This is a genomic window from Trichlorobacter ammonificans, assembly GCF_933509905.1.
Lineage (GTDB): Bacteria > Desulfobacterota > Desulfuromonadia > Geobacterales > Pseudopelobacteraceae > Trichlorobacter > Trichlorobacter ammonificans.
The window spans coordinates 252,989-277,206 of the sequence record NZ_OW150024.1 but is presented as its reverse complement, the minus strand read 5'-3'; the positions used below and the strand labels follow the sequence as shown (position 1 = coordinate 277,206).

Annotated in this window: 20 protein-coding genes; 9 read left to right on the top strand and 11 right to left on the bottom strand. The window is 60.1% G+C overall.

The genetic code is table 11. The features are described from left to right. Positions 1-39: 39 nt before the first annotated feature. From RAK07_RS01110 to RAK07_RS01100, 3 genes are all read right to left on the bottom strand, one after another. On the bottom strand, positions 40-2,235 hold the full coding sequence (locus tag RAK07_RS01110) for a helicase-related protein (RefSeq protein ID WP_305731020.1): 2,196 nt from the start codon (positions 2,233-2,235) through the stop codon (positions 40-42). Next, complete coding sequence (locus RAK07_RS01105) at positions 2,236-3,078, bottom strand: HamA C-terminal domain-containing protein (RefSeq protein ID WP_305731019.1); 843 nt, start codon at positions 3,076-3,078, stop codon at positions 2,236-2,238. It lies immediately after the preceding gene. A gap of 111 nt (positions 3,079-3,189) precedes the next feature. After that, complete coding sequence (locus RAK07_RS01100) at positions 3,190-3,882, bottom strand: adenylate/guanylate cyclase domain-containing protein (protein WP_305731018.1); 693 nt, start codon at positions 3,880-3,882, stop codon at positions 3,190-3,192. Between the two features lie 824 nt (positions 3,883-4,706). Between RAK07_RS01100 and RAK07_RS01095 the strand changes: the two genes are divergently transcribed. From RAK07_RS01095 to RAK07_RS01085, 3 genes are all read left to right on the top strand, one after another. After that, positions 4,707-6,215 (top strand): B12-binding domain-containing radical SAM protein, encoded by a 1,509-nt coding sequence (locus RAK07_RS01095; RefSeq protein WP_305731017.1) that lies wholly within the window; start codon positions 4,707-4,709, stop codon positions 6,213-6,215. Between the two features lie 209 nt (positions 6,216-6,424). Then, complete coding sequence (locus RAK07_RS01090; protein WP_305731016.1) at positions 6,425-7,243, top strand: AAA family ATPase; 819 nt, start codon at positions 6,425-6,427, stop codon at positions 7,241-7,243. 2 nt (positions 7,244-7,245) lie between these two features. Beyond that, entirely contained in the window at positions 7,246-9,183 is a 1,938-nt protein-coding gene (locus RAK07_RS01085; protein WP_305731015.1) for a TraB/GumN family protein, read from the top strand. 12 nt (positions 9,184-9,195) lie between these two features. Here the strand turns inward: RAK07_RS01085 and RAK07_RS01080 are convergent, their stop codons facing one another. The 5 genes from RAK07_RS01080 to gdhA all read right to left on the bottom strand — a co-directional run bounded on the left by RAK07_RS01080 (position 9,196) and on the right by gdhA (position 15,191). Further along, the gene (locus RAK07_RS01080) at positions 9,196-10,662 is read right to left on the bottom strand and encodes a SpoIIE family protein phosphatase (protein ID WP_305731014.1); all 1,467 of its coding nucleotides are present in this window, start codon (positions 10,660-10,662) and stop codon (positions 9,196-9,198) included. A 30-nt stretch (positions 10,663-10,692) separates the two neighbouring features. Then, a complete protein-coding gene (locus tag RAK07_RS01075; RefSeq protein ID WP_305731013.1) occupies positions 10,693-11,703 on the bottom strand; it encodes an ABC transporter substrate-binding protein in 1,011 nt (336 codons plus the stop codon). A gap of 17 nt (positions 11,704-11,720) precedes the next feature. After that, entirely contained in the window at positions 11,721-13,079 is a 1,359-nt protein-coding gene (locus RAK07_RS01070) for a DcaP family trimeric outer membrane transporter (protein ID WP_305731012.1), read from the bottom strand. Between the two features lie 42 nt (positions 13,080-13,121). Beyond that, on the bottom strand, positions 13,122-13,499 hold the full coding sequence (locus RAK07_RS01065) for a SiaC family regulatory phosphoprotein (RefSeq protein WP_305731011.1): 378 nt from the start codon (positions 13,497-13,499) through the stop codon (positions 13,122-13,124). Positions 13,500-13,844: 345 nt separating this feature from the next. Continuing rightward, complete coding sequence (gene gdhA / locus RAK07_RS01060) at positions 13,845-15,191, bottom strand: NADP-specific glutamate dehydrogenase (protein ID WP_305731010.1); 1,347 nt, start codon at positions 15,189-15,191, stop codon at positions 13,845-13,847. 397 nt (positions 15,192-15,588) lie between these two features. Here gdhA and RAK07_RS01055 point away from each other — a divergent pair, with 397 nt between their 5' ends. The 6 genes from RAK07_RS01055 (at position 15,589) to RAK07_RS01030 (ending at position 22,363) form a co-directional block, all read left to right on the top strand. Further along, positions 15,589-16,404 (top strand): electron transfer flavoprotein subunit beta/FixA family protein, encoded by an 816-nt coding sequence (locus RAK07_RS01055; protein ID WP_305731009.1) that lies wholly within the window; start codon positions 15,589-15,591, stop codon positions 16,402-16,404. Positions 16,405-16,499: 95 nt separating this feature from the next. After that, on the top strand, positions 16,500-17,846 hold the full coding sequence (locus tag RAK07_RS01050; protein ID WP_305731008.1) for an electron transfer flavoprotein subunit alpha: 1,347 nt from the start codon (positions 16,500-16,502) through the stop codon (positions 17,844-17,846). 44 nt (positions 17,847-17,890) lie between these two features. Beyond that, a complete protein-coding gene (locus RAK07_RS01045) occupies positions 17,891-19,879 on the top strand; it encodes a (Fe-S)-binding protein (RefSeq protein ID WP_305731007.1) in 1,989 nt (662 codons plus the stop codon). Between the two features lie 118 nt (positions 19,880-19,997). Continuing rightward, complete coding sequence (locus tag RAK07_RS01040) at positions 19,998-20,171, top strand: hypothetical protein (protein WP_305731006.1); 174 nt, start codon at positions 19,998-20,000, stop codon at positions 20,169-20,171. A 2-nt stretch (positions 20,172-20,173) separates the two neighbouring features. Further along, positions 20,174-20,398 carry a sulfurtransferase TusA family protein gene (locus RAK07_RS01035; RefSeq protein ID WP_305731005.1) on the top strand — a complete coding sequence of 75 codons (225 nt, stop codon included), beginning with the start codon at positions 20,174-20,176 and terminating at the stop codon, positions 20,396-20,398. Positions 20,399-20,407: 9 nt separating this feature from the next. Further along, a complete protein-coding gene (locus RAK07_RS01030; protein WP_305731004.1) occupies positions 20,408-22,363 on the top strand; it encodes a hybrid sensor histidine kinase/response regulator in 1,956 nt (651 codons plus the stop codon). Between the two features lie 8 nt (positions 22,364-22,371). Here RAK07_RS01030 and RAK07_RS01025 read toward each other — a convergent pair whose 3' ends face one another. The 3 genes from RAK07_RS01025 to RAK07_RS01015 are packed head-to-tail and all read right to left on the bottom strand — an operon-like array spanning position 22,372 to position 24,204. Next, positions 22,372-23,160 (bottom strand): acyl-[acyl-carrier-protein] thioesterase, encoded by a 789-nt coding sequence (locus RAK07_RS01025; protein WP_305731003.1) that lies wholly within the window; start codon positions 23,158-23,160, stop codon positions 22,372-22,374. Further along, a complete protein-coding gene (locus tag RAK07_RS01020; protein ID WP_305731002.1) occupies positions 23,117-23,437 on the bottom strand; it encodes a hypothetical protein in 321 nt (106 codons plus the stop codon). The genes RAK07_RS01025 and RAK07_RS01020 overlap by 44 nt, the downstream gene beginning before the upstream one ends. A 2-nt stretch (positions 23,438-23,439) precedes the next feature. Further along, complete coding sequence (locus tag RAK07_RS01015) at positions 23,440-24,204, bottom strand: DUF169 domain-containing protein (RefSeq protein ID WP_305731001.1); 765 nt, start codon at positions 24,202-24,204, stop codon at positions 23,440-23,442. Positions 24,205-24,218: the final 14 nt, after the last annotated feature.

Genomic DNA, 24,218 nt, shown 5'->3' with positions numbered 1-24,218 from the left:
TGACCAGCGTAACGAAGTGGAGGCTGGTCTTGGCGCGAGTTAGACCGCTCTTTTTAGGTTCCTGACTTTTTTTAATTCATATTCACCAAGCCCTAACTTGAGAAGATCAGTGTCCGGAATTCTAGAAATAACCATTATGTTCTCATCTGCCGTTTTCTTAGAATCAATATTTCTTGTTAATTTCTTTATTGCTGACATTGGTATATCGTATTCAATTAGTGCTGCAAAGTTTGGATGGATAAAAGAATTCTCTAGCTCAGATGCTAAAAACAGATAATTGCCTGGCTTTAGTCCATTTTGTTTGAATACATATTCTTGAATGTTTGAAATTACTGTTAACCATTTTGGCAATTTATAATCAAACCAATGTCTAGCTATATGGAGGATTGTGTAGCTAACTATGTCTATTCTTTCTTGTGTTTCTGGTATTTTACCAATCCAGAACCTGTCTTGTGAATATTGGCTAATAACTGACTTTAAAGACTTAAGACTAATGTATGAGAAGGCAAAGCTAGCTAGCCATCTGGCATTAAGTCTTCCAAGCTTTGGAATATATGTCTGATCCCCTGGACCTCGCAAAAACTCCCAGCCAAGTTCAATTATCGTGCTCAAATCATCAAATTTCTTGGGTACAGGAGACCAAGAAATATTTGAATGATAGAAAGCTAAGTTGCTCTGTATTTTTCGAATGATCTTTTCTTGTGCGTCAACGGTAATCCCAGAATTGAGCTTATACAGATGTTGAAGGTCCTCTGGCAGTTTTTTAAATTCACGAATACGTTCTCTGCCATTTTCATCGATTTGGTCATCCCCCATAGAAATTAGTATCTCCAGCGGTGCATACTCCTGATCAAAAATTGGGATGTCGACATTGAGTTCCATTTGATCCGGTTCTTTTTCGAATTTAATAACATCCCCAACGAAATGTTCTTTCATTCGTCCTGATCGTCCTGCAATGTTTCTATAATCAAAGAAGTCTATGGGATTACGTCCGCGTGTATGATCAAACAATATGACATTTTTTGCCGACGTATTGACGCCTTCGATCAGCGTTGAGGTACAAAACAAATACTTGATTGATCCTTTGTTAAATTCCTCAACGATAGACGCGCCAAGATGGCGTGGCAAAGCGCCATGATGAAATGCAATGCCCATTGACAAAGCAAATCCTAGCGACCAATGTTCGTTGATGTTTTCTTTAATCCAAGATCTGATGTCTTGAAGGTGATTTTCCTTTGGTTTTGTAGACAAACTAAATGCATACTCCAAAGCACGTTCTGTTGCTTTTTGGGGAGATGAACAATAGACGATTGTTTGTCCACTCACGTGTGACAGTAAAGTATTTAGGCTTTCATTCTTATTTTTGGCTGAGATTTTGGTTTTTAGTATTTCGTTTATGTGATACTCGTTAACGGCAACTGTTGAAAATTTGGTAGGTATCCAAGTTAGTTCGAATCGCTGTGTAAATTTTAGCGGGATACTCGATATCATAGGGCCAAGCATATAAAATTTCGAAGTTAAACTTAATAACTTCGAAAAAGCTTGGTTCAGAACTACAGACCGGTCGTCTTCTCTGTCAAGGCTTAGTTTGTAGAATTCGTCGACAATAAAGAAATCTATTTTGGGAAAAATCTGATATTCAACAACGCGTTCTCCTGTGAACAGGAAGACGTTTGAACGGCTTGCTGAAGGAGTTTGTGACGTTGAAAGTACAATTTTGTAGTGATCTCTATATTTTGTGAGTTTACGTCGCGTTTCATCAATCAGCGCAAGCGTTGGTTGGATTATCACTATATTTCTATAGATTCGGCTTGCAATAATTTCTTCGATTAAGAGGCTTTTGCCAAAACTAGTTGGAGCGCCAACAACAACTGATCGTTTATTGATTAGCTCATGCGAAATTATGGCTTGTTCTTCATGTAGTACTACATTTGGCATAAACTTTGATCTGTGATATTCGTATCGTAGTAGTGCACTTGTCGAAAGTTTTTTAGGATTGACATACGGATACAAACCAGCTGACTCAGTAATATCGTTCCAAATTGTGCGAGTGTTCTCAGGGACCTTTTCCCAGATGTCATGTACTCGTATTATCGCATCACGGGCGATTTCAGGGTTTTCTCGAAGTAACTTCGAGCAGAGTTTTGCCAACTGAAAACTCTCATCATTTGTCATGTTGTTCGACCGCTGTTTGATAAGGTCTATTTGATTCTTAACATCTAATATAGTTGTCATTTATATCTCCTGAATTGCCTTAAGTCGTTTATGAATTTGACTATTTAACTCATCTTTAGACGGAACTGGCAAAAGGAGTAGAATTATTTCGACTTGGCTAGCAGTTCGCTTTTTATCAAATTTCTCGAAAAGTTCTTTGCATTCATTTTCAAAGTCGTTGAAGTATTGTTGCGTATTATCTGTATGACGGGTGAATATGCTACTGTCATATGTGCATAGCATTGGTATGACAATCCCATCGAATATAATGTCCAGCCGCTGATGCTTATCCATTAGATTGCGCCAGTATTCTATTTCAGGGATTGATTCAGGCAGTTTCTTTGAAATTAGACTAAATTCTCGACGGATATAATCTTCGTTTACATGTTTTTTTATGTCTTTAAGAAGATCAGAAATACCAGCCTCTCCAGATTTGTAAAGCTTTGACTCTCCAAGCCATAACTTCTTTATTGAGCCTTCGATTGAAATTTGAACTCCGTCGAAACCGTGAGCTGGAATATCGTGGTTATCTTTAAAGTACATCTTACTAATTAAGGGTATAGTATTACGAAAGTCTCTAAGCAGGAGATGTAAAATCAATTCTCCGAACTCTCCCCGCTTTTGGTATTTGTCAGTCATGTAAACAATTTCTGCGGCCTCTTTCAGCTTTTCAACCATGCTTGTCAAACCAATCATAGTTCCACAATGATAACCGAGAGAAAACTCAGGAATCACATTTCTGATTACGTCCACAAGTGGAGTTAGACGAAATTTTTTCTGATCAAATCCGACATGGTACGCCTTTAACAAGGGATCGGAAATCTGTTCTGTTATTACAAGATCACTGTTGAATGGTCGTTTCATGTTTACCTCAGTTTAACGTCATAAGGCTGACCAGCCAGCCAGTCTTTTCAGGGCGGGCTGGTTGTGCCGCAAGTTGTATACTCCCGTTGTCAGGCTGCGATGATAGTGATTTCAATTCTGACGTGGAGGTATTTCCCGCTTTATGTACTCATATAGGTGACCATCTACACCGTATAGTGTTACAGGTCTTCGCATTCCTCTTAACTTGTGTTTACCAAGGTCAATAAAGTAGCGATCGATCTTGCCCCGATGTTCCTCATCTATTCTAGAAATGGAGTCCGTGAAAACTCTCCTGGTACAGATAATGCGATATACATGCTCTTTGGTGGTGTCTTGAACACGGCTTGCCAGATTGATTGCGTGTCCGAGCAGGCCAATGCTCTGGGTTCGGCTGTCAGAAGAATAGACTGGCTGGTAGTTAAAATACTGAACGGCTCCAATATGGATACCTATTCCATAATCTAGTGGGGGAAGGTTTCTTAAGCTTGCTTCTTTTTTCATGTCAGAATTGTATATATTGATTATCTTCGAAAAATCGTTACCTATCACGCATGCGACAGATAATGCTTGGAGGCACTTCCCCTTTCCGTAGAATATCGCAACGAATCCGTCCCCGGTATGGACTACATAGGTTTTCTCCTGGAAATCGAATTTCGATTGCGTCAGTCTGATTACATTGTCAAGGGACTGAAAAAGTTCTTTTACCACTTCAAATACTCTTTTGCTTTTGCCTTGATTTCCCGCTACAAGATGGGAAACGTGAGTACTGAAATTCCTGATATCAAAACAAACAATAGCGCTCATTCTTCAATCCTCCTGCCAACTACTTAATCACCCTCCCCAGGTGGTATCTAACATTAGATGCTTTTCTTTTTGTGCTGGGCATCTAGTATTATATGCTTTTCCAATTCGGCGCCTTTTGCATTGCCATGCAAAAAAACTTATCGCCACAGCACAGGCAGCTAAAATTGAAAGAAATTTTACACAACTTTTTTCCAAATTAATTTCAGCTAGTTACAAAACCATTGAAAGAAACTTTTCACACTCTGTGGAAAACGAAAAACCCGCCTTTGGGGCGGGTTTTTAATGTGTTATTTCAAATAGTTGCTTGTGCTGTCGCTGTCGCATGGGGCCTCTGTGCGCGTGTGGCGTTTCAGCGTATGTAGCGCTGTTTGCCGAAGCTGTCCAGAGTTTTTTATCAACGGCCTCTCGCGGGGGCAGATACGCGGAGCCTACGTCCGGATGCCTGCCCCGGAAAGATTCAGTTTGACAAACCAGCCGTCCGTACCCATCATTCCATCCTGAAAACAGCCTGTTGTATTGCTCCGGTGGTTACATATACGAATCGTAGGGGCGGCGCTTGCTCCGCCCACAATCAGGGCGCGGCAAGCAGCGCCCCTACAAACAGAATTTGAATATTTTGTCGCCGAAACAATATTAACGTAGCGCCATTGCGTGAGCCACGTTTCCCAGTTCCCGCAACATCTCAACCTCCCGACTCGTGAGCAGATCACCGGATGAGTACCAACAATGCGCAGTTACAGCTCTGATGTGTCGAACAGTAAGGAACCAACCGTGTACACGGCCCGCCACCAGTGGTGGTGTTGCTTGACGAGTCTCCCCCGCCCATGCTGCTGATCCATCCCCCCTGCGCCAAGGCCACCGAGCCGCCGGCCGGGATCGCCCGGCTGGCCGGAGCCCTGACCGCCCACGGCCTCCCCTGTCGTCTCTGGGACGCCAACCTGGAAGGGCAGCTCTGGCTGCTGACCCAGACAACCGCCGTTGATACCTGGACCAGCCGCGCCCGGCGCAGGCTGCCGGCCAACCTTGCCGCCCTGCGGGACAGGAAAACCTGTGCCGCGCCCGCCCGCTACGCCGCCGCAGTGCGGGACCTGAACCGGCTCCTGGCCGTGGCCGGTGAGCCGCTGGGGGCGGAAGCCGGGCTGGCCGACTACCGCCATGCCGGGCTGTCCCCCCTGCGCAGCGCCGACTTGCTGCAGGCTGCCGCCGAACCGGAGCAGAACCCGTTTTTTCCGTTTTTCCGGCAACGGCTGGAGGAGTTGCTAGGGGGGACCGCCACGGTCGGCATTTCACTCAATTACCTGAACCAGGCCCTGTGCGCCTTTGCCCTGGCAGGGCTGATCCGGCAACTGGCGCCACGGGTGCGCATCCTGCTGGGGGGCGGGCTGGTCGGTTCCTGGTGCAGCCGTCCCGGCTGGCAGAGCCCCTTTGGCGATCTGGTTGAACTGCTGCCCGGCCCCGGCGAAGGGCCACTGCTGGCCCTGCACGGCACGGCGCCCGCCGGCGGGCCGCCCCTGCCGGAGTACGGTTCCCTTCGCCTTGACGACTATCTCTCCCCCGGCAGGGTGCTTCCCTACAGCAGCGCCGCAGGCTGCTGGTGGAACCGCTGCTCCTTCTGCCCGGAGCGGGCCGAGGGGAACCCCTGGCGCCCCATCCCCCCGGCCACGGTGCTGGAGCAGGTGAAGGAACTGGTGCAACGCCACCGCCCGGCCCTGCTGCATCTCACCGACAACGCCCTGAGCCCGGCCCTGCTGGAGCAGCTGGCAACGGACCCGCCCGGTGCCCCCTGGTACGGCTTTGTCCGCTTCTGCGAGCAGTTGGCCGACCCGCAGTTCTGCCGCGACCTGCGGGCCGGCGGCTGTGTCATGCTGAAGCTGGGGCTTGAGTCGGGGGACCAGGGGGTGCTGGAGCGGCTGCACAAGGGGATTAACCTGCAGCAGGCGGCACGGGTGCTGGAAAACCTGCGTGCCGCCGGTATTGCCGTGTACGGCTACCTGCTCTTCGGCACCCCGGCGGAGGACGAGGCGGCTGCCCGGCGGACCCTTGACTTCACGGTGCGCCATGCCGACTGTTTCGGCTTCCTCAACCTGGCCATCTTCAACATGCCGCTGTTCGGCCCTGAGGCTGATCAACACGGTACGGCGCCGTTCTACGACGGCGATCTCTCCCTGTACACCGGCTTTTGCCACCCCACGGGCTGGGACCGGGGCAAGGTGCGGCGCTTTCTGGAGCGGGAATTCAAGCGGCACCCGGCCATCGCCCCGATCCTGCAACGGGACCCGCCGTTTTTCACCTCCAACCATGCGGCTTTTTTCAGCAGCGCCCCCGTGGTATAACGGTACGGCACACGCAGAGCACGATCAACCATCTGAACTGCACGGGCACGCGGATGACGCGGATTGAACGGATGTACGCAGATGTTCTACTCGTTGCGGTTTGGTTTACCCGCGTTCATCCGCCCGAATCCGGCCTGTTCCACGTGCTATGCCACGTTCCCCTGCGTCCTCTGCGGTAAAACCGCTACCCCGAACGGAGCACAGAAACCATGCGCCAGACAACCATCGACACCATCACCCTCTCCCTGGCCGGGCCGGTGGAGCTTCCCCTGAACTGGATCGGCCAGGAGGAGTTGCTGCAGCAGTTGCTGGCCGCCTGGATGGTCATCGACGAGCGGGATATCCCCTTCAACCCCCGCCTGGTGGGCAAGCCGGGGGTGGGCAAGACCACCCTGGCCTACGCCGCGGCCCGCCGCCTGGGGCGGCCGGTCTACCTGTTCCAGGCCACCATGGACACCCGGCCCGAAGACCTGATCGTGACGCCGGTGATCGGCCCGGGCGGCGCCATCCAGTACGCCGCCTCCTCCCTGGTTTCCGCCATGCTGGCCGGCGGGGTGCTGATCCTGGACGAAGGGAACCGGATGAGCGAGAAATCCTGGGCCTCCCTGGCGCCGCTTCTGGACGACCGCCGCTACGTGGAGTCGGTGATCACCGGCCTGCGGATACCGGCCCACCGCGATTTCCGGATCGTGGTCACCATGAACGAGGACGCCTCCACCTTTGAGCTGCCCGAGTACATCCACTCCCGGCTCCAGCCCCAACTGTTCATCGACTTTCCCGAGGCGGACGAGGAGCTCTTGATCCTGCGGGAAAACCTCCCCTTTGCCGACGACGCGATCCTGCGCTACGTGGTGCAGTTCCTCCAGAAGGCCCACGACCGGGACGAGCTGTACTCGGTGCGGGACGGCATCAACATCGCCCGCTACGCCCTGAAGATGGCGACGGCCAACGGCAGCTCCCCCGCGGACCTGCTTCCCCTGGCGGTGGAACGGGTGCTGGGGGACGAAGCGCTGCGCTACCTTTCCTGACCATGGCCCCGCCGCTTTTTCTCGAACGGTTCGGCCCGGTGGCGGGCCTGCCGGTGCTGCACTACCGGCTGGAGTTCGCCTGCCTGGTGCGGCAGGCGGTGCGCGAGCTGCGCCCCGACGCCATTGCCCTTGAACTGCCGGCCACCCTGGGGGAGCCGTTCCGCCGCGCCCTCTCCCGCCTTCCCCGCATCAGCCTGATCAGCCACCCGACCGATGGCGGCACCGCCCACCTGCTGGTGGAACCGGCCGACCCGCTGGCTGAAGCCGGCCGCCTGGCCCTGGAAGCAAACCTCCCCCTCTACTGCATCGACCTGGACCTGGACAGCTACCCGCAGCACCGGGACCGGCTGCCGGACCCCTACAGCATCACCCGCATCGGCCCGCAGGCCTACTACCGGGCCTGGTGCGACGCCGCGGCGGACGATGCCCCCTGCCCCGAGGACCTGCGCCGGGAACGGGCCATGGCCCACCAGTTGCAGCAGTTGGCCCAACGTCATCAGCGGATTCTCTTTGTCTGCGGCATGGTCCACCTGCAGCGGGTGCGGGAGCAGTTCTTCCTCCCCCAGGCAGCGGCGCTGGGACGGCGGCAGCGGGACGGGGTCACGGTCTGGAACCTGCACCCGGACTGCTGCGGCGAGGTGCTGGGGGAGTTCCCCTTTCTCTCCGCGGTCTACGAGTACTGCCGCGGCCCGCTGCCACCGGTTCCGGAGGAGAAGGGGAACCGGCTGCGCACGCGGTTTCACGCCCTGGAGCTGATCGCCGGCGGCCGGGAGGAGCTGCCGGAAGAGCGGCTCATGGACAACGCCATCCGCCGCACCGCCCACCAGGTCTGCCGGGCGGACGGCCTGCTGGACCGCCAGCGGATCATCTACCGCCTCTTCAACGAGGCGGCCCGCCACTACCGCCAGGAAACCGGCGACCGGCTCCAGCCCTGGCAGAAGCGGACCTTTTTCCGCTTTGTCCGCAACTATGCCCTGCAGGAAGGGATGCTCCAGCCGGACCTGTACCAGCTGCTGGTTGCGGCCCGGGGCTGCGTGGACGACAACTTCGCCTACGCCCTCTGCCGCCTGGCAATGAGCTACCCCTGGCAGCAGGAGAGCAGCGACCTTGCCACCCGCAGCATCTCGGCGGAGGAGCTGTGGGGAGGCCGGCGGCTGATCCGCTTCCGTCCCCGCGACAAACGCCGGAAGGGGCTGGGAGGACTGCGCCGCAGCCGGGAGAAGCGGGCAGGGGAGTGGCTGGAAGGGTTCGACACCCCCGCCATCTGCTCCTATCCGCCGGAGGATCTGGCCATCGAGGCCTTTGGTTCCTTTCTCAAGAAAAAGGGGAGCCTGCTTCTGTCCGAGGAGCTGTCCCGCAGCGAGAAGTTCACCACCTCGCTTCTGGACGGCATCGATCTGCGGGAAACAGTGCGGGCCGTGCACGAACAGGCCATCTACGTGCGGGAGCAGGTGCGGGCCAAGGGCGGGGTGGGGAGCGTGGTGGTGATCTTCGACGAGGATCGGGACAACCGTCATCCCTACTGCATGACCTGGCTGGGGGAGCACGACCAGGAGTCGGACATGGCCTTCTACGCCGGCGACCCGGCGGAGAACGTGGTGGGACCGGGGATCTGCCGCTGCGAGTACGGCGGCTTCATGCTCTCCTACCCGCCCCGGCGGATGCAGGATGTCTGGCAGGACCCGGACTACCGGTTCGCGGAAAGCAAGGCGGAGGTGCTGTTACTGGCGGCCCTGGATTACTCGCCGGAACGGTACGTGGTCTACGCGGCGGCCAGGCCCCCCCGCAGCATCTTCCGGCAGCAGGCCGCCCGCATCGGCCGCACCATCATCTACCTGCCCCTGGGCTCCCTCTCGCCGGTCAGGCTGAAAAAGCTGCGGGTGCTGCATATTCTGGCCGGACACGACAAACGGGGGATCGCCAAGGACTATATCTGGTAGGAATAAGGCAGGTCAGAAGCGGAAGCCGATCAGGGTCACATCATCGCGCTGCGGGTAGTCCCCCTGGTAGTCGCACAGAATCTGCTCGAACCGTTGCGCCTGCTCCGGCATCGGCAGACCGGCGTGGGCGGCCAGCATGGCCATGAACCGCTCGGTGCCGAACCCGTACCCCTTGGCGCCGCCGGCATGGTCCAGGATGCCGTCGCTGGTGAGGTAGCAGGCATCCCCCGGCGCCAGACGCAGTTCATGGTTGACGTAGCTGAAGTCGAGCCGCGACCCCTTGTACCCCACCCGCTGGCGATCTCCCCTGATCTCGCGCAGTTCTCCTCCCACAACGGCGAAGAGCGACAGTCCGGCCCCGGCGTAGACCAGACGGCCGCTGGTCCGCTCCACCAGGCAGAGGGCGATGTCCAGCCCGGCATCCACCTCGCGCATCTTCAGGGTCTGCTGCAGCACCCGGTTCAGCTCCGACAGGATGCGGGACGGGTCGTTGTTGCAGGTGAGGTCCACCACCCGGTTCAGCACCGAGTTGACGGTCATGGTCATGAAGGCGCCGGGAATGCCGTGGCCGGTGCAGTCGATGACCGCCAGCAGGAAATGGTCCGGATACTGCCGCAGGTAGTAGAAATCGCCCCCCACGATATCCTTGGGGCGGTAGATGACCAGATGCTCCCCCAGGTTCGCATCCCGCAGCTCCTGGTCCGGCAGCATGGAGGTCTGGATGATCCGGGCGTAGTGGATGCTCTGCACGATCTTGTGCTGGGTCGCCTCCAGCATCCGGTTGGCGGCGGAGAGTTCCTCGGTCCGCTTCCGCACCCGTTCTTCCAGTTCCTCGTTGGCCGCGGCCAGTTCGTCCCGCAGCCGCACCTGCTCCGCCAGGTCGGCACGGGTACGGCGGGAAAAGAGCACCCCCACCCAGACCAGCAGCACCATGGCCCCGATCCGCACGCCGAAGGTGGCGTTCCTGATCCTGCCGAAACGCTGGGCCGTGGCCGCCAGTTCGCCGGTCACCGCCCCGACGGCGGTGTCGCTGTCGATCTCGTAGGTCTTGCGGGCCAGGACGTAGGTGTCCTCGGAGAGGGTTGCCCGGGCCTGCTCCCATTTGTCGGCCCGCATCAGCTCCATGGCCTTCTGTTCGATGGCATGGAGATGCGCCCGCCCTTCGCTCAGGGCGGCAATTTCCTGGGAAAGGTTCTGTTTGCTGGTCAGGACGGTAACCGTCTGGATCACCGCTTCCAGTTCGCTGTTGAGGGAGTCGTAGCTGGCGGTACGCAGGGTGCTCTGCTCAAGGGCCGCAATCACCAGCATGCCGGTCAGTTCCTGGTTCAGGCGCACCATCCGCTCAAGCCCGGTGCTGATCTCCAGGTGCCGGGCGTGCATGGCTTCGTTCCGCATGTTCACATAGGAATCGAGCCCCACGGTCAGGCAGAGGATGATCACCGCCGCATAGAGTGCCTTGACGCTGTCCAGAAATCTCATAACGCTCCGCTCACCGGATCAAGCGCGTTCTTACCGCAGCACCTTGTCGGCCTTCTTCAGCAGCCCCGGGGCGATGGTCACCCCCTGGGCCCTGGCTGCTTTTTCGTTGATGACCAGACTGAACTTCTCCACCGGCCCCCAGGGGATATCCCCCGGCTTTACCCCTTTCAGCACCAGTGCCGCCTTCTTGCCGGCCGAGTAGCCCACCAGGTAGTAGTCCAGACCGTAGGCGGCCACGGCGCCGCGGGAAACACTGTCCACATCGCCGGCAAACAGGGGGATCTTGTGTTTGCTGCAGACCGCCACGATGGACTCCAGGTCGGTGACCGTGGTGTTGTCGGAGGTGATGGTGATGGCCTGGACCTTGCCCACCAGCGAGGCGGCGGCCTTGGCCACCTCCCGGCTGTTGCCGATGGTCACCTCCACCAGCTCAAGCCCCAGCTTTTTCGCGGCCTCGCGCATCGCCTTGATATGCATGACCGAGTTGGCCTCGGCCGGATTGTAGATGGTGCCCCACTTTTTCGCCTTGGGTACGAACTTGCTGTAGGTCTCCATCTGCAGGAACACCGGCCAGAGGTCGCTGACCCCGGTGACGTTGGTGCCGGTCTTTCTGCCCGGTGCGCTGTCCTTCGGCACGATTCCCGCGTTCACCGGATCGGTGATGGATGAGAAGACGATCGGTATCTTGCCGGTTCCCTTCACCACCGCCTGGGTGGTGGGGGTGGCGATGCCGTGGATCAGGTCCACCTTGGCGTCGATGAACTTTTTGGCAATGGCGGCGGCCTGCTGCATGTCCCCCTGGGCGTTCTGCCGGTCGTAGACGATGGAGACCCCCTCCTTGAACCCGGCATTGGCCAGGGCCGCCTCAAACCCCTTCCGATCCGCATCCAGGGCGGCGTGGGAGGCGATCTGGGTTACCCCGACCCGCACCATTTTCCCGTTCTCTGCCCGGGCAGGGGCGGTCTGAGTCACCAGCAGACCGACCAGAAGGGCTGCCGCAGCACTACCGACGCCGGACATGTGCGTTCTCACTCTACCCATCGGTGTTCTCCTTTTCATCAGGGGAGGCTGTACTGAATCATGGCATTGATCCGCTGCTGCCGTCCCCGCTCCCCGGCAAAGGTCTCCCGCTCGCCCCAGGCGTACTCGATGCCGGTTTCGATATTCTTCGTTACCGACCAGAACAGGTTGACAAAGGCCTGATCGACCCGGCGGTTGGGGACGAACTCATCCACCTTGCCGGCCCAGGCGGAACGCTGGTAGGCGTCGGCCGAGGCGTTGGCGCCGAACACGGTGCGGCTCAGGATGACGTTGGAGCGGAGCGTGGCGGTCCAGGGCTGGGTGTAGCCCAGGTGGAATCCGGCCGCCCTCCAGAGCAGCAGGTCCCTGCCGGTATCGGCGGCACCCTGCATGATGGAGTTGAACATGTAGCGTCCCACCCCTTCACCCCCCTGAACGCCGGCAACCAGCGTGCCGGTTCCCAGGGCAGCGCTGCCGCTCAGCCCCAGGGCATAGCCCCGCTTTGTCCGGAAATCGTTGTGGTATTCCATGGTGGCGGCATGCAGCGACAGGTGGGCCCGCTCGCCGTGCCAGCTCCAGTTGGCGGTGACGTCGGGAATCCGGTCGAAATCGTTGCGGCCGCTGTTGGACAGGGTCTGCACCGGCGGCGTACTGGTCAGGCTTTCCGGATTTTCCACGGCAAGGGACAGGGTGGTGGGGCCGACCGGGATGGTGTAGCGCAGCTGGGTCTGGCGGAGCAGGGTGGTGTTCCCCGGCGGGTTGAAGTCCACGGTTTCGGGGTAGGAACGCAGGTCGATGTAGTTGGACCAGGTCTGTCCCACCAGCAGGTTGCCCAGCTTGCCGTAGGCATGGCGCAGGCGGAACATCACCCCGTTGGAGGCCAGTTCCCCCATGTAGTCGTTGGGGGCGTTGAAATCGGCTTCCACCTTGGTCTCAAGCGTTCCCAGCGGCGTGGGGGTGCTGCTGTCCAGGCCGAGGCGGCTGGCCCGGGCAGTGCCGTAGAACTGGTCGTCCCGTTGCCGGTTGGCGCTGTTGATGCGCAGCGGCTGGGCAAAGACGGCCGTTGCCCAGTCGTTGTTGCGGGTATCGTTGTTGCGGCCGGCGGTATCGTAGGTAGCATCGATCCGGACGGATACATAGGGCCTGAGGGAGGTGGCGGTGCCGGGGATCAGGATGGAGCCGGGCAGGGTCCCCGCCTTCACGGATTCGCCGCCGGCCGGTGCCGCCGGGGAAGCTGCCGCGGTTGGCGCTGCCGGTTGCGGCTGCTGGGCCGCCTCCCGCTTCTGCCGCTCCTCAAGCTGCTCGATCCGTTGCTGCAGGCGGCGCATTTCGGCCTTCAACTCCTCCAGCTCGCTGCCGAATGCCGGAACCGCGGCGACGGTCATTGCCAGCAGCATGGTTACCCCGACTCCTCTTCGCATCGTTCTCCCCCGGAACCGTTAGTCTTCGTAGGCTGCTATGCTGAACGGAAACGTAACCTCTTCCTGAAACTCCGTCGCCAGGCTGTGCGAACGGGGATTGTCACGATCGTAGCGCCAGACCACGCTGACCCGATCACCCTGTTCGTGACCTTCCTCCAGCAGGTCCAGCAGATCCAGCAGGCATTTGGTGCTGCTGCTGTTCAGGTAGCTGACGTTGATATCGAGGTCGAGAGCATGCCGCTCCGCAAGGTAGGCCCTTATCCAGGCCAGCACCGGGCCGTAGAACTCGAAGGAGTTTTCCGGGTAGGATTCGCCGTCAATATGCAGAATTTTGGTTGCGGCATCAAAACAGACCCGCGGTGTTGATGTTGTCTTGGCAATATCAAGCGTCGCCATCGCTTCTCTCCTGACTGCCGGCTTCCCCCGTCTGCGTGCCGGCCGGTCCTGCGGCTGCGGATTTCCCGCTAATAAGACCTTTTCAGAGCCGGCTTGTCAAGCGATGAGTGACCTCGTTTCCGTCAACAAAACCGCAACTCCCACTCGTTATCAGCAACGCTTTTTCAGGACGCAGAAAAGCCCGGCACAGGGCCGGGCTTTTCGTGCATGGACAGGACGAGCGGAAACGAGGATTTTTTTCGCGAGACCAGGGAAGGCGAGCACCGGCACGGCGGCGTATTTTATGAGCACGCCGCACAGGCCGGTGCGAAACCTGACGCCGGGATCGCGAAAAAAGACCGTTTCCTACACGAGGCCGTGGGCGACCATGGCGTCCGCCACCTTGATAAAGCCGGCAATGTTGGCACCCAGGACGTAGTTGCCCTTGTCGCCGTACTCTTCCGAGGTCCGGTAGCAGAGCTTGTGGATGCCCTTCATGATGTTTTCCAGCTTCTTCTCGGTGTCCTCGAAGCTCCAGGAGTCACGCTGGGCGTTCTGCTGCATCTCCAGCGCCGAAGTGGCCACGCCGCCGGCGTTGGCAGCCTTGCCCGGTCCGTAGGCGATCTTGGCATCCAGGAACACCTTGATCCCTTCCGGCGTGGTGGGCATGTTGGCCCCTTCGCCCACGGCGATGCAGCCGTTTTTCACCAGGGTGGCGGCGTCCTTGCCGTTGATCTCGTTCTGGGTGGCCGACGGCATGGCCACCTGGCAGGGGATATCCCAGATGTTGCCGTTTGGAATGTACTTTGCATCCTTGTGCTTCTCGGCGTAATCGGAAATACGGCGACGCTCCACTTCCTTGAGTTGCTTGATCAGCTCCAGATCCAGGCCCTTCTCATGGTAGATGACGCCGTTACTGTCGGAGCAGGCCACGCACTTGCCGCCCAGCTGGTGAATCTTCTCGATGGTGTAGATGGCCACGTTACCGGAACCGGAAACGGTGCAGACCTTGCCCTCGAAGGAATCATTGCGCACTTTCAGGGCTTCGTTGATGAAGAAGGTGGCACCGTAGCCGGTTGCTTCGGGCCGCACCAGGGAACCGCCCCACTTGAGCCCCTTGCCGGTCAGCACGCCGGCTTCCCAGCGGTTGGTGATCCGCTTGTACTGGCCGAACATGTAGCCGATCTCGCGGCCACCCACACCGATGTCGCCGGCCGGCACGTCGGTGTGCTCACCGATATGACGGTACAGTTCGGTCATGAAGCTCTGGCAGAAACGCATGATCTCGTCATCGGACCGGCCTTTGGGGTCGAAGTCGGAGCCGCCCTTGCCGCCGCCGATCGGCATGCCGGTCAGGGAGTTCTTGAAGATCTGCTCGAAACCGAGGAACTTGATAATCCCCAGGTAGACGGAGGGATGGAAGCGCAGACCGCCCTTGTAGGGACCCAGCGCGCTGTTGAACTCGACGCGGAAGCCGCGGTTGATGTGCACGTTGCCCTTGTCGTCCTGCCAGGGCACCCGGAAGATGATCTGACGCTCCGGTTCACAGATCCGCTCGATGATCTTGCGCTCAAGAAATTCAGGGTGCTTGGTGACGACCGGCCCGAGGGATTCCAGCACTTCCTGGACCGCCTGGTGGAACTCGACCTCACCGGGGTTACGCTTCAGTACATCCTGATAAATCGCTTCAAGTTTTACGTCCAGTTGTGCCATTACCGCCTCCTTGCCTTACCTGAATAAAAAGTGAGTGACCCGACGGGCGGCTATTTTTTAAGCAACATGCGCGCCAATATTTTTCAGGCCGGCCACATTTTGCACAACAAGCTTGCAAATGCCCATTTGATGCGCACTTTAGCCGGGCAAAATTTTCACTGCGGCAATTTATTCATGATAAAATTCAGGAGCAAAGTGCATAATTTTTATTCCTTAAAGTGTTATGTTTTAACTCATAGTTTTGGCGGATTTTTTAAAAATCAAACAATTTTAACGCATTGCGCAATTGCATCTTTTTTGGCGTTGCGGTATGAATAAATGTTCCGTACCGCCGAAAAACAACGCCACCACCAGCTGCCCTACATTTAGGCAGCTTATATCGAGAGGTTCCCTGCCCATGCTGATTGTCGCCTGCATCAAACAGGTTCCCGACACCACCCAGGTGAAGATCGACCCGGTCACCAATACCTTGGTGCGCGAAGGCATCCCGTTCATCATGAACCCCTACGACACCCATGCCCTGGAGGCGGCTCTGCAGCTCAAGGATCGCTTCGGCTGCCGGGTGGCGGTGCTTTCCATGGGCCCTCCCAACGCCGAGGCCACGCTGCGCAAGGCGCTCTCCGCCGGAGTTGATCGGGCGATCCTGCTGTCGGACCGCTGCTTCGGCGGTGCCGACACCCTGGCCACCAGCAACGTGCTGGCCGCCGCCATCCGTCGGCTGAACGACACCGTGGAGCCGGTGGGACTGGTCATCTGCGGCAAGCAGACCATTGACGGCGATACCGCCCAGGTGGGACCCGGCATCGCCGTGCGACTCGGCTTCCAGCAGCTGACCCTGGTGGACCGGGTGGAAGAACTGGACCTCTCCGGCCGACGGCTGGTGGTGAGCCGCAAGCTGGAGGGGCGCCACGAACGGGTGGCCGCGCCGTTGCCGGCCCTGCTCACCGTGGTGCGGGAGATCAACCGCCCCCGCTATCCCACCGTGCCGATGCGCCTGGCGGCGGTTACCGCCGACGTGGAAGTCTGGAATAACGAGGTGCTGCAGCTTGACCCCCAGACCGTGGGCCTGAAAGGCTCGCCCACCTGGGTATCCAAGATTTTCTCGCCGGAACGGGACAAAGGGGAAATTCTGGGGGACGGTGTTGCCGATCCGGCGGGGGCGGTAAAGCTGTTGCTGGACAAACTGCTGGAAAAGGACCTGCTGCCACTCTAAGGGGCATGCCACGGAGCACCGGACCGGCACGCAGCTATGCGTGCGGCTCCCCTGCTCCCGTGCCGGTGCCCCTCCACCGCGAGGGATAAAAACCAATGTCAGAAACCACACCGAAGAAACCGAAGCGCCCCCGGGGCCGGGCCCGACTGCTGGAAGGAAAGTGCATCGCCTGCGGCGGCCGCTGCGAAAGCTCCTGCCCGGTCAACTGCATCACCATGAACGATGCCGGCGAACCGGTTATCGTTGCGGAGAAATGCATCGGCTGCCTCAAGTGCGTCAAGGTCTGTCCGGCGGAAGCGCTGGAGATGGCCTTTACCCCGGAGGAACTGGCCCTGCTGGCGGAACTGGACCGGGCCGGCACCCCCGCGGCGGAGGAAGAAGACCCGGAAGCGGCGGCCCTGGCCAAACTGCAGGCCGCCTACCGCGGGGTCTGGGTCTTTATCGAGCAGGAAGAGGGCGAAGTGGCCAAGGTCTCCTGGGAACTGCTGGGCAAGGGCCGCGAGCTGGCGGACAAGCTGGGGGTGGAGCTGGCGGCGGTGGTGATCGGCCACCGGGTCGAGCAGCTCTGCAGCGAGGCGTTCCGCTACGGCGCCACCAGGGCCTACCTGCTGGACGCGCCGGTCTACGCCGCCTACCGCACCCAGTCCTACCTGGAGGCGATGTGCCACCTGATCGAACAGTACAAGCCGGAAGTGATCCTGATGGGAGCCACCGGCATGGGTCGGGACCTGGCCGGCGCCGTGGCCACCCGGGTCGCAACCGGTCTCACCGCCGACTGCACCGGCCTGGATATCGATGACAAGCGCAACCTGATGCAGACCCGCCCCGCGTTCGGCGGCAACATCATGGCCACCATCATGTGCGACAAGTACCGTCCCCAGATGGCCACGGTACGGCCCCACGTGATGCAGATGCCCCAACCGCTGGACAAGGCCGCCGGCGAGATCGTCCGGGTCGGCTTCACCGTTGCCGAGGAGCAGATCCCGGTGAAGGTGCTGGAGGTACTGCGGGACGGTGACGGTACGCAGAAGATCGACATCGGCGGCGCGGAGTTCATCGTCTCCGGCGGCAGGGGGATGATGGGACCGGAGAACTTCGCCCTGCTGAAGGAGCTGGCCGCCGAACTGGGGGCCGTGGTGGGCGCCTCCCGCTCTGCCGTGGACGCCGGCTGGATGCCCCATGACCGCCAGGTCGGACAGACCGGCAAGACGGTCCGCCCCAAGATCTACGTTGCCTGCGGCATCTCCGGCGCCATCCAGCACTTGGTGGGGATGCAGGATGCCGACCTGATCATCGCCATCAACCGCGACAAGGACGCCCCGATCTTCGAGGTGGCCCACTACGGCATCGTCGGCGACCTGTTCCAGGTGGTGCCGGAACTGACGCGACAGATCCGCGAACTGAAACGCCTGGGTAAAGGACAGGGGACCGTTGCCCCGTAACAGGCATCCCGCAGCCACGACCCTTTTACGCCCCTGAGGTAGCCATGACACCGACACCGACCATTTTCGCACCGCTCTTCATTGCCGCAACCGCGCTGTTCCTCTGGAGCTGCTGGAAGCGGCTCTCCCTGACCGCCGTGGGGCGCGCCGACAACCGCCTGGCCGATATCGGCAGACGCCTGGTCGATACCCTGGGCTACGCCTTTGCCCAGCGCCGGGTGCTGGCAAAAGCCTCCGGCATGATTCACCTGGCCATCTTCTGGTGCTTCCTGGTATTGATGGTCGCCAACGCCGAGTTCCTGCTGCACGGCCTGTTCCCGGCCATCAGCTTCAGCAGGCTGCCGGACGGCCTCTTCGTGCCGGTGATGCAGACCATCGACGCCGTCTCGCTGGTGGCCCTGATCGCGGTCACGGCCGCCGCCGTCCGGCGCATCGTGGCCCCTCCCTACCCGGAGGCCCGCACTGCCGAGGCCTTCTTCATCCTGTTCCTGATCGCGCTGCTCATGCTGGCCAACTTCGGCGTCAACGCCGCCAAGATCAGCGCCATGGCCCCCACGACCCAGCAGATCGCCAAGGAAACCTTCCCCATATCCGGCTGGTTCGTACATTTCATTCCGCCCGATCAGGGCAAGCTGGTGCACGATCTTTCCTGGTGGACCCACGCCGTGGTGCTGCTGCTGTTCATGAACCTGCTCCCCTTGAGCAAGCACTTCCACATCATCACCGCCATCCCCAATATCTTCCTGCGGCGGTTCGAGCAGCCGGTGCTGCCGGAGCGGGAACGGTTCGAGGCCGGCAACCGCTTTGGCGTCGACCGGGTGGACGGTTACACCTGGAAGGAGCTGCTGGACGCCTTTTCCTGCACCGAGTGCGGCCGCTGCCAGAACGCCTGTCCCGCCCACACCACCGGCAAGCCGCTCAATCCCCGGCGAATAATCCATGACCTGAAGCTGAACCTGCTCAAGAACGGTCCGGCCCTGGGGCAGGGAGACAACGCCCTCCAGCCGCTGATCGGCGAGGGGGCCGGCAGCATCGGCGAAGAGGCGATCTGGGCCTGCACCACCTGCGGCGCCTGCCTGGAGTCCTGTCCGGTCTTCATCGAACAGATGCCCAAGCTGATCCCGCTGCGCCGCCACCTGGTGGAGATGGAGTCGAAGTTCCCGGAAGAGCTGCTCAACCTGTTCGAAAACATGGAGGGACGCAGCAACCCGTGGGGGATCGCGCCGTCGGAACGGGGCAAGTGGGCCACCCTGCTGGGCGAGCGCCCCTTTGTGCCGGGCAGCACCGAATACCTCTTCTACGTCGGCTGCGCCGGCTCCTTCGACTCCCGCGCCAAGCAGGTCACCCTGGCCCTGGCCCAGCTCCTGGACAAGGCCGGAGTCAGCTGGGGCATCCTGGGGCGGGAGGAGCTCTGCTGCGGCGACAGCCTGCGCCGCCTGGGCAACGAATACGTCTTCGACCGCCTGGCCACCCAGAATGTGGCGCTCTTCAAGGAACGGGGCGTCAGCAAGGTCATCGTGCAGTGCCCCCACTGCCTCACCACCCTGAAGAACGACTACCGCCAGTACGGCATTGAGCTGGACGTCATCCATCACAGCCAACTGCTGCTGCACCTGGCACAGGACGGCCGGCTCACGCTGCCCCGGAAGGCGACGGAACTGGGGGCCACGCTCTACCACGATTCCTGCTACCTGGGACGCCACAACGGCATCTACGACGAACCCCGGGAAGCCCTGGCCCTGGCGACGGGCGCAGCGCCGAAGGAGATGGAGCGCAGCCGGGAAAACGGCTTCTGCTGCGGCGCCGGCGGCGGCCGGATGTGGATGGAAGAGTTCACCGGCGAGCGGATCAATCTGGTACGGGTGCAGGAGGCGATGGCACAGCAGCCGGACACCGTCTGCACCGCCTGCCCCTACTGCCTGACCATGTTCGAGGACGGCCTGAAGGACCTGCGCCAGAACGACCGGGTACGGGTCAGGGACATCGCCGAAATCATGGCCGATGCGGCCCTGCGGCCGGCCTCCCCGACCTGAGGATCCCTGCCGGCCGTTTCCGCCGGTCCATAAAAAAAAGCAAGCCTCCCCGGAGACAATCGGATAAAACAATGGTATACCTATCACCATTGCCGTTGGCTCCTCGGGAGGCTTTGCTATGCAGACCCTGATACAGCGCCACATCACCCTGTCCTTGCCCGCCACCCGCAACAGCCGCGCCAAAATGAACCATGCCCCGCAAGCCCGCCGCACAGCGGCCGGCAGCCCCATGCCAACAAACGTCGTTACATACAGCACCGGCTGCACCCTCATGGTGCGGGAGGGCCCCTGACAATGCCCGTACGGCAGCTCGACGTCAGCGGCCTGAAGTGCCCCCAGCCGGTACTCCGGATAACGGTGGTCGCTGCGGAAATGAAAGCGGGGGAGGTGCTGGAGGTGACGGGAGACGGCCCCACCTTTGAAAAGGATGTGCGCGCCTGGTGTTCGCGGCTGCGCAAGACCCTGCTCGTCGTGAGTGATGAGAAGGGATACCGGAAGCGGATCCGAATCCGCTTCTAGGGGTACACCATGGCTGACGACCGGTTGCAGGACGATGGTTTTGACATGATCTACGCCATGCTGGATCGTCTCGCCACGGGAGATGCGAAAGCCCGGGTGCGCTGTGGGAACGACTGCGACCGGCGGATGCTGCTCCTGGCCGAAAGGCTGAACGTCATGGCGGACAATCTGGAGCAGGCGGTCAACGAAAGCCGCGAGATGGCCAGTGGCCTCGGCGAACACTACGACGTCCTGAACCGGATCGCGGCCGGCGACTTCTCGGCACGGGCCAACGAATCCTCGGCGAACGGTGTGGTTTCCCGGCTGGGAATACTGATCAACCGCGGCACGGAACGGCTGCTGGGTACCCTTGAGGAACTGCGCCGGGCCGACGACGCCCTGCAGGCTGCCTATGACAAGGTTCGGGACGTGATCAAGTTTTTGCCGGACGCCACCCTGGTGGTGGACCGGGAACACCGGGTCATCGCCTGGAACCGGGCCCTGGAGGAGTTGACCGGCACCTCTGAAGCAGCAATGCTGGGCAGGGGAGACTACGCCTACGCCATCCCCTTCTACGGCTACAAACGCCCCTTTCTCTTCGATTTCTTCGATGCCGCTCTCAACGAAATAACTGCCAACTATGCCGTGGTGAAACGTTGCGGGGAAACCCTGCTGGCGGAATCCTTCGTTGCCGAGTTCAGGGGGGGCCAGGGCGCCCATTTCTGGATTTCGGCTTCCCCGCTCTACGATCACAGCGGCCGGCGGGCCGGCGCCATCGAATCGATCCGCGACATCACCGAGCGCAAGCGGGCCGATCGCGAACTGCAGGAGGCCAAGGAGCGGGCCGAGGCGGCAAGCCGCGCCAAGAGCGAATTCCTGGCCAACATGAGCCACGAGATCCGCACCCCGATGAACGGCATCATCAGCATGGTGCAACTGCTGCGCTACACACCGCTCAGCCAGGAACAGCAGGATTATCTGGAGAGCATGGAGATATCCTCCCGCAATCTGCTGTTCATCATTAACGACATCCTGGATATTTCCAAGGTGGAAGCGGGCAAGCTGGACCTGGAGTATGCCGATTTTCCGTTGCGGCGCAGCATCGAGGAGGTGGTGACCACCCAGGTGGCCCATATCCGCCAGAAACGCCTGGAGCTGCAGGTCAGCATCCCCGACGACCTGCCGGAAGTGATCAACGGCGATGCCATGCGCTTCAAGCAGATTCTGCTCAACCTGCTGGGCAACGCCATCAAATTCACTGAACAGGGCGGCATCCGGCTCGAGGTCACGTTGGTGAGCAGGCGGGACAGCACCATCCTGCTGCGCCTCGCGGTGGCCGACAGCGGTATCGGCATGGCGCCGGAGGTGATGGAGCGGATCTTCGCCCCCTTTGAGCAGGCAGACACCTCAACCACCCGCCGCTACGGCGGCACCGGCCTGGGACTCTCCATCTGCCGCCGCCTGGCAGATCTGATGGGGGGGCGTATCTGGGCCGAAAGCACGGCGGGGACGGGCAGCACTTTCTATGTCGAGCTTCCGTTCACCATACACGCCAGGTACCAGGGTCACGTCATGAATAACGAACCAACCTTCATTCCCACCTGCGAAGCCAGCGGCATGAAACTGCTGATCGCCGAGGACAACGCCATCAATGCCCGCTCTCTGGCCGCCATTCTGACCCGCCTGGGACACCACGTCGATACGGTGGACGACGGCCGCAAGGCCTTCGACGCCTGGTACGACCGACGCTGGGACTGTATTCTGATGGATGTGCAGATGCCGGTACTGGATGGTATCGCCGCCACCCGGATGATCCGCCAGGAAGAGGTGGGCATGGAACTGCATACGCCGATCATCGCCCTGACCGCCCATGCCCTGCAGGGGGACCGGGAGCGGCTGCTGGCGGAGGGGTTTGACGGTTACGTGGCCAAACCGGTGGATATCGAGGTCCTGGCCAGCGAACTGCGGCGGGTGGTTGGGGAGTGAGCCGGGGCTCAGCGGCCGGGCTGCCAGCGACTGCGCAACCGGGCCAGTTCGCGGCCATCCTCGGCATGGTCGATCCGATGCAACAGCCAGAGGTCAGCTCCCTCGTCGATCACGCTGCAGCGGGAAATGATCCGATCGCCGTAATGGACCTCGGCCCGGAAGTTTATCTCAACGGCCAGGGGAACGGCATGGTCGAAGATGCGGGACGGCACCGCCTCCAGGGCCCAGCCGGCATAGACGGTGTTGTTGACGTGGCCGTTGATGTCCAGGTTACCGCGCAGTACCGGCAATTGCAGTTCCGTCTCCCAGCGGTCGGCCGTCGGTACTGCCGCAAAGGGATCGTCCAGCGCGCGCAGCGGATGGAGCGGATAGGCTGGCAGGCAGGCGTCGATCCGCACCGGACGGCGACTCTTGAGATCAAGCACCGCCCAGGATGACGTGGCACAGCCGAACCGTTCCCCCCGGCCGTCCAGCAGCTCAAAATCCCGCACCGAAAAGATCCCCTCGCGACTCACCGGCCAAGTGCGGATGGTCACCTGCTCACCGCAGCGGGGCAGTCGGGCCAGTTGCAGATGCACCCGCGAGAGGACCCAGGTGAGTCCCAGCCGGCGCAAATCCTTCACCGCCACCCCCAGCGCCAGCGCATGTTCCGCCGCAACATCCTGCAGGTAGGCCAAAAGCGCCGTCAACCGCACCGCACCGTGGGGATCGGCATCGTGGTAGCGCACCTCAAGGGTGCGACTGAACAGCGGCTCACTCATGGCGGCCATCCCGGCGGCGGGTCCGGTGCCGGACATACAGTTGCCCTCCCAGATCGACGATCACCAGCACCGTCACGACCATCAACAGGGTGCCGTCATGGCGGAAGTAGGCCAGGCAGTTGAAAAACATGTAGAGGGTGACCACCAGGGTGAGGGTACGCCGGATGCTGCGAATGCCGCGCTGCGCCTCCTCCGGGTCGCCGCCGGTTGCGCTGAAGAAACAGGGCGCCAGGTGGTACCCAACCGAAGCATCCACCAGCACCAGCAGCAGATTGACCAGAAAAAGCGGCAGCAGCAATGGTTCGAGCGACATAGTCAGCAGTCGTCCCCGGCGGTAATATAAGCCGGCGGCAGGTCGCAGCCGGCAGGGATCTGGAAGGGTACCGGATAACGGATGCCGGCCTTGTGGGTGGCGGCCAGCCCCTCCATGGTCCGCTCCAGCCAGCCGAGCGGAATGCCGACGCAGAGCTCATGGTCCTGGGTCATGGCGAAACGCCGATCCCCCAGGCAGGGGATCTCCACCGCCGGTTCGCCGCTGAGGTAGACCTGGGCCACGGCCCGGGAACAGACCCCGGCGTCGCCGGAGCTCTTCATGACGAACGTTCCCCCCTCCCGGTACAGAAACGCCTGCACGAAGCGCATTGCCTGGGCCGCGTTGAGGTAGATCACCACCAGGTCAGGGGCAATCCCCTCCACCGGCCGGGCCAGGGGTGTGGTCAGCACGCCGGCGGTACCGGCAGGCAGGCGAGGCATGGCCTGCTGCATGGCTGCCGCTGCCGCCTGATCCTTCTGGTAGATGCCGGTGTTGACCGAACCGTCCAGTACCCGGGCCGGCGGCGCGATCAGGCCGGCGCAGGCGGCCCCCAGCACGCAGTGGGCACTGGCCTGATCGGTCCAGGTGGACCAGCCGTACATCCTGCTGTAGGCGATCTGCTGGCAGATGGCCAGCCGCTGGCCCCTGACACGAATCTTCTTCCCCTCCGCCACCGCCCCGTCGCGCACGATGCTGACCGCCACCGGCTGGGTGGCCGGATTCACTGTTTCTCTCACCGTGTTCAGAAACTGGTCGAACAGTTCCATACCGTTTCCTCCCT

Coding starts and splice junctions, on each gene's coding strand:
- RAK07_RS01110 (WP_305731020.1), bottom strand. CDS start 2,235: ATGACAACTATATTAGATGTTAAGAATCAAATAGACCTTATCAAACAG.
- RAK07_RS01105 (WP_305731019.1), bottom strand. CDS start 3,078: ATGAAACGACCATTCAACAGTGATCTTGTAATAACAGAACAGATTTCC.
- RAK07_RS01100 (WP_305731018.1), bottom strand. CDS start 3,882: ATGAGCGCTATTGTTTGTTTTGATATCAGGAATTTCAGTACTCACGTT.
- RAK07_RS01095 (WP_305731017.1), top strand. CDS start 4,707: ATGCTGCTGATCCATCCCCCCTGCGCCAAGGCCACCGAGCCGCCGGCC.
- RAK07_RS01090 (WP_305731016.1), top strand. CDS start 6,425: ATGCGCCAGACAACCATCGACACCATCACCCTCTCCCTGGCCGGGCCG.
- RAK07_RS01085 (WP_305731015.1), top strand. CDS start 7,246: ATGGCCCCGCCGCTTTTTCTCGAACGGTTCGGCCCGGTGGCGGGCCTG.
- RAK07_RS01080 (WP_305731014.1), bottom strand. CDS start 10,662: ATGAGATTTCTGGACAGCGTCAAGGCACTCTATGCGGCGGTGATCATC.
- RAK07_RS01075 (WP_305731013.1), bottom strand. CDS start 11,703: ATGGGTAGAGTGAGAACGCACATGTCCGGCGTCGGTAGTGCTGCGGCA.
- RAK07_RS01070 (WP_305731012.1), bottom strand. CDS start 13,079: ATGCTGCTGGCAATGACCGTCGCCGCGGTTCCGGCATTCGGCAGCGAG.
- RAK07_RS01065 (WP_305731011.1), bottom strand. CDS start 13,499: ATGGCGACGCTTGATATTGCCAAGACAACATCAACACCGCGGGTCTGT.
- gdhA (WP_305731010.1), bottom strand. CDS start 15,191: ATGGCACAACTGGACGTAAAACTTGAAGCGATTTATCAGGATGTACTG.
- RAK07_RS01055 (WP_305731009.1), top strand. CDS start 15,589: ATGCTGATTGTCGCCTGCATCAAACAGGTTCCCGACACCACCCAGGTG.
- RAK07_RS01050 (WP_305731008.1), top strand. CDS start 16,500: ATGTCAGAAACCACACCGAAGAAACCGAAGCGCCCCCGGGGCCGGGCC.
- RAK07_RS01045 (WP_305731007.1), top strand. CDS start 17,891: ATGACACCGACACCGACCATTTTCGCACCGCTCTTCATTGCCGCAACC.
- RAK07_RS01040 (WP_305731006.1), top strand. CDS start 19,998: ATGCAGACCCTGATACAGCGCCACATCACCCTGTCCTTGCCCGCCACC.
- RAK07_RS01035 (WP_305731005.1), top strand. CDS start 20,174: ATGCCCGTACGGCAGCTCGACGTCAGCGGCCTGAAGTGCCCCCAGCCG.
- RAK07_RS01030 (WP_305731004.1), top strand. CDS start 20,408: ATGGCTGACGACCGGTTGCAGGACGATGGTTTTGACATGATCTACGCC.
- RAK07_RS01025 (WP_305731003.1), bottom strand. CDS start 23,160: ATGTCCGGCACCGGACCCGCCGCCGGGATGGCCGCCATGAGTGAGCCG.
- RAK07_RS01020 (WP_305731002.1), bottom strand. CDS start 23,437: ATGTCGCTCGAACCATTGCTGCTGCCGCTTTTTCTGGTCAATCTGCTG.
- RAK07_RS01015 (WP_305731001.1), bottom strand. CDS start 24,204: ATGGAACTGTTCGACCAGTTTCTGAACACGGTGAGAGAAACAGTGAAT.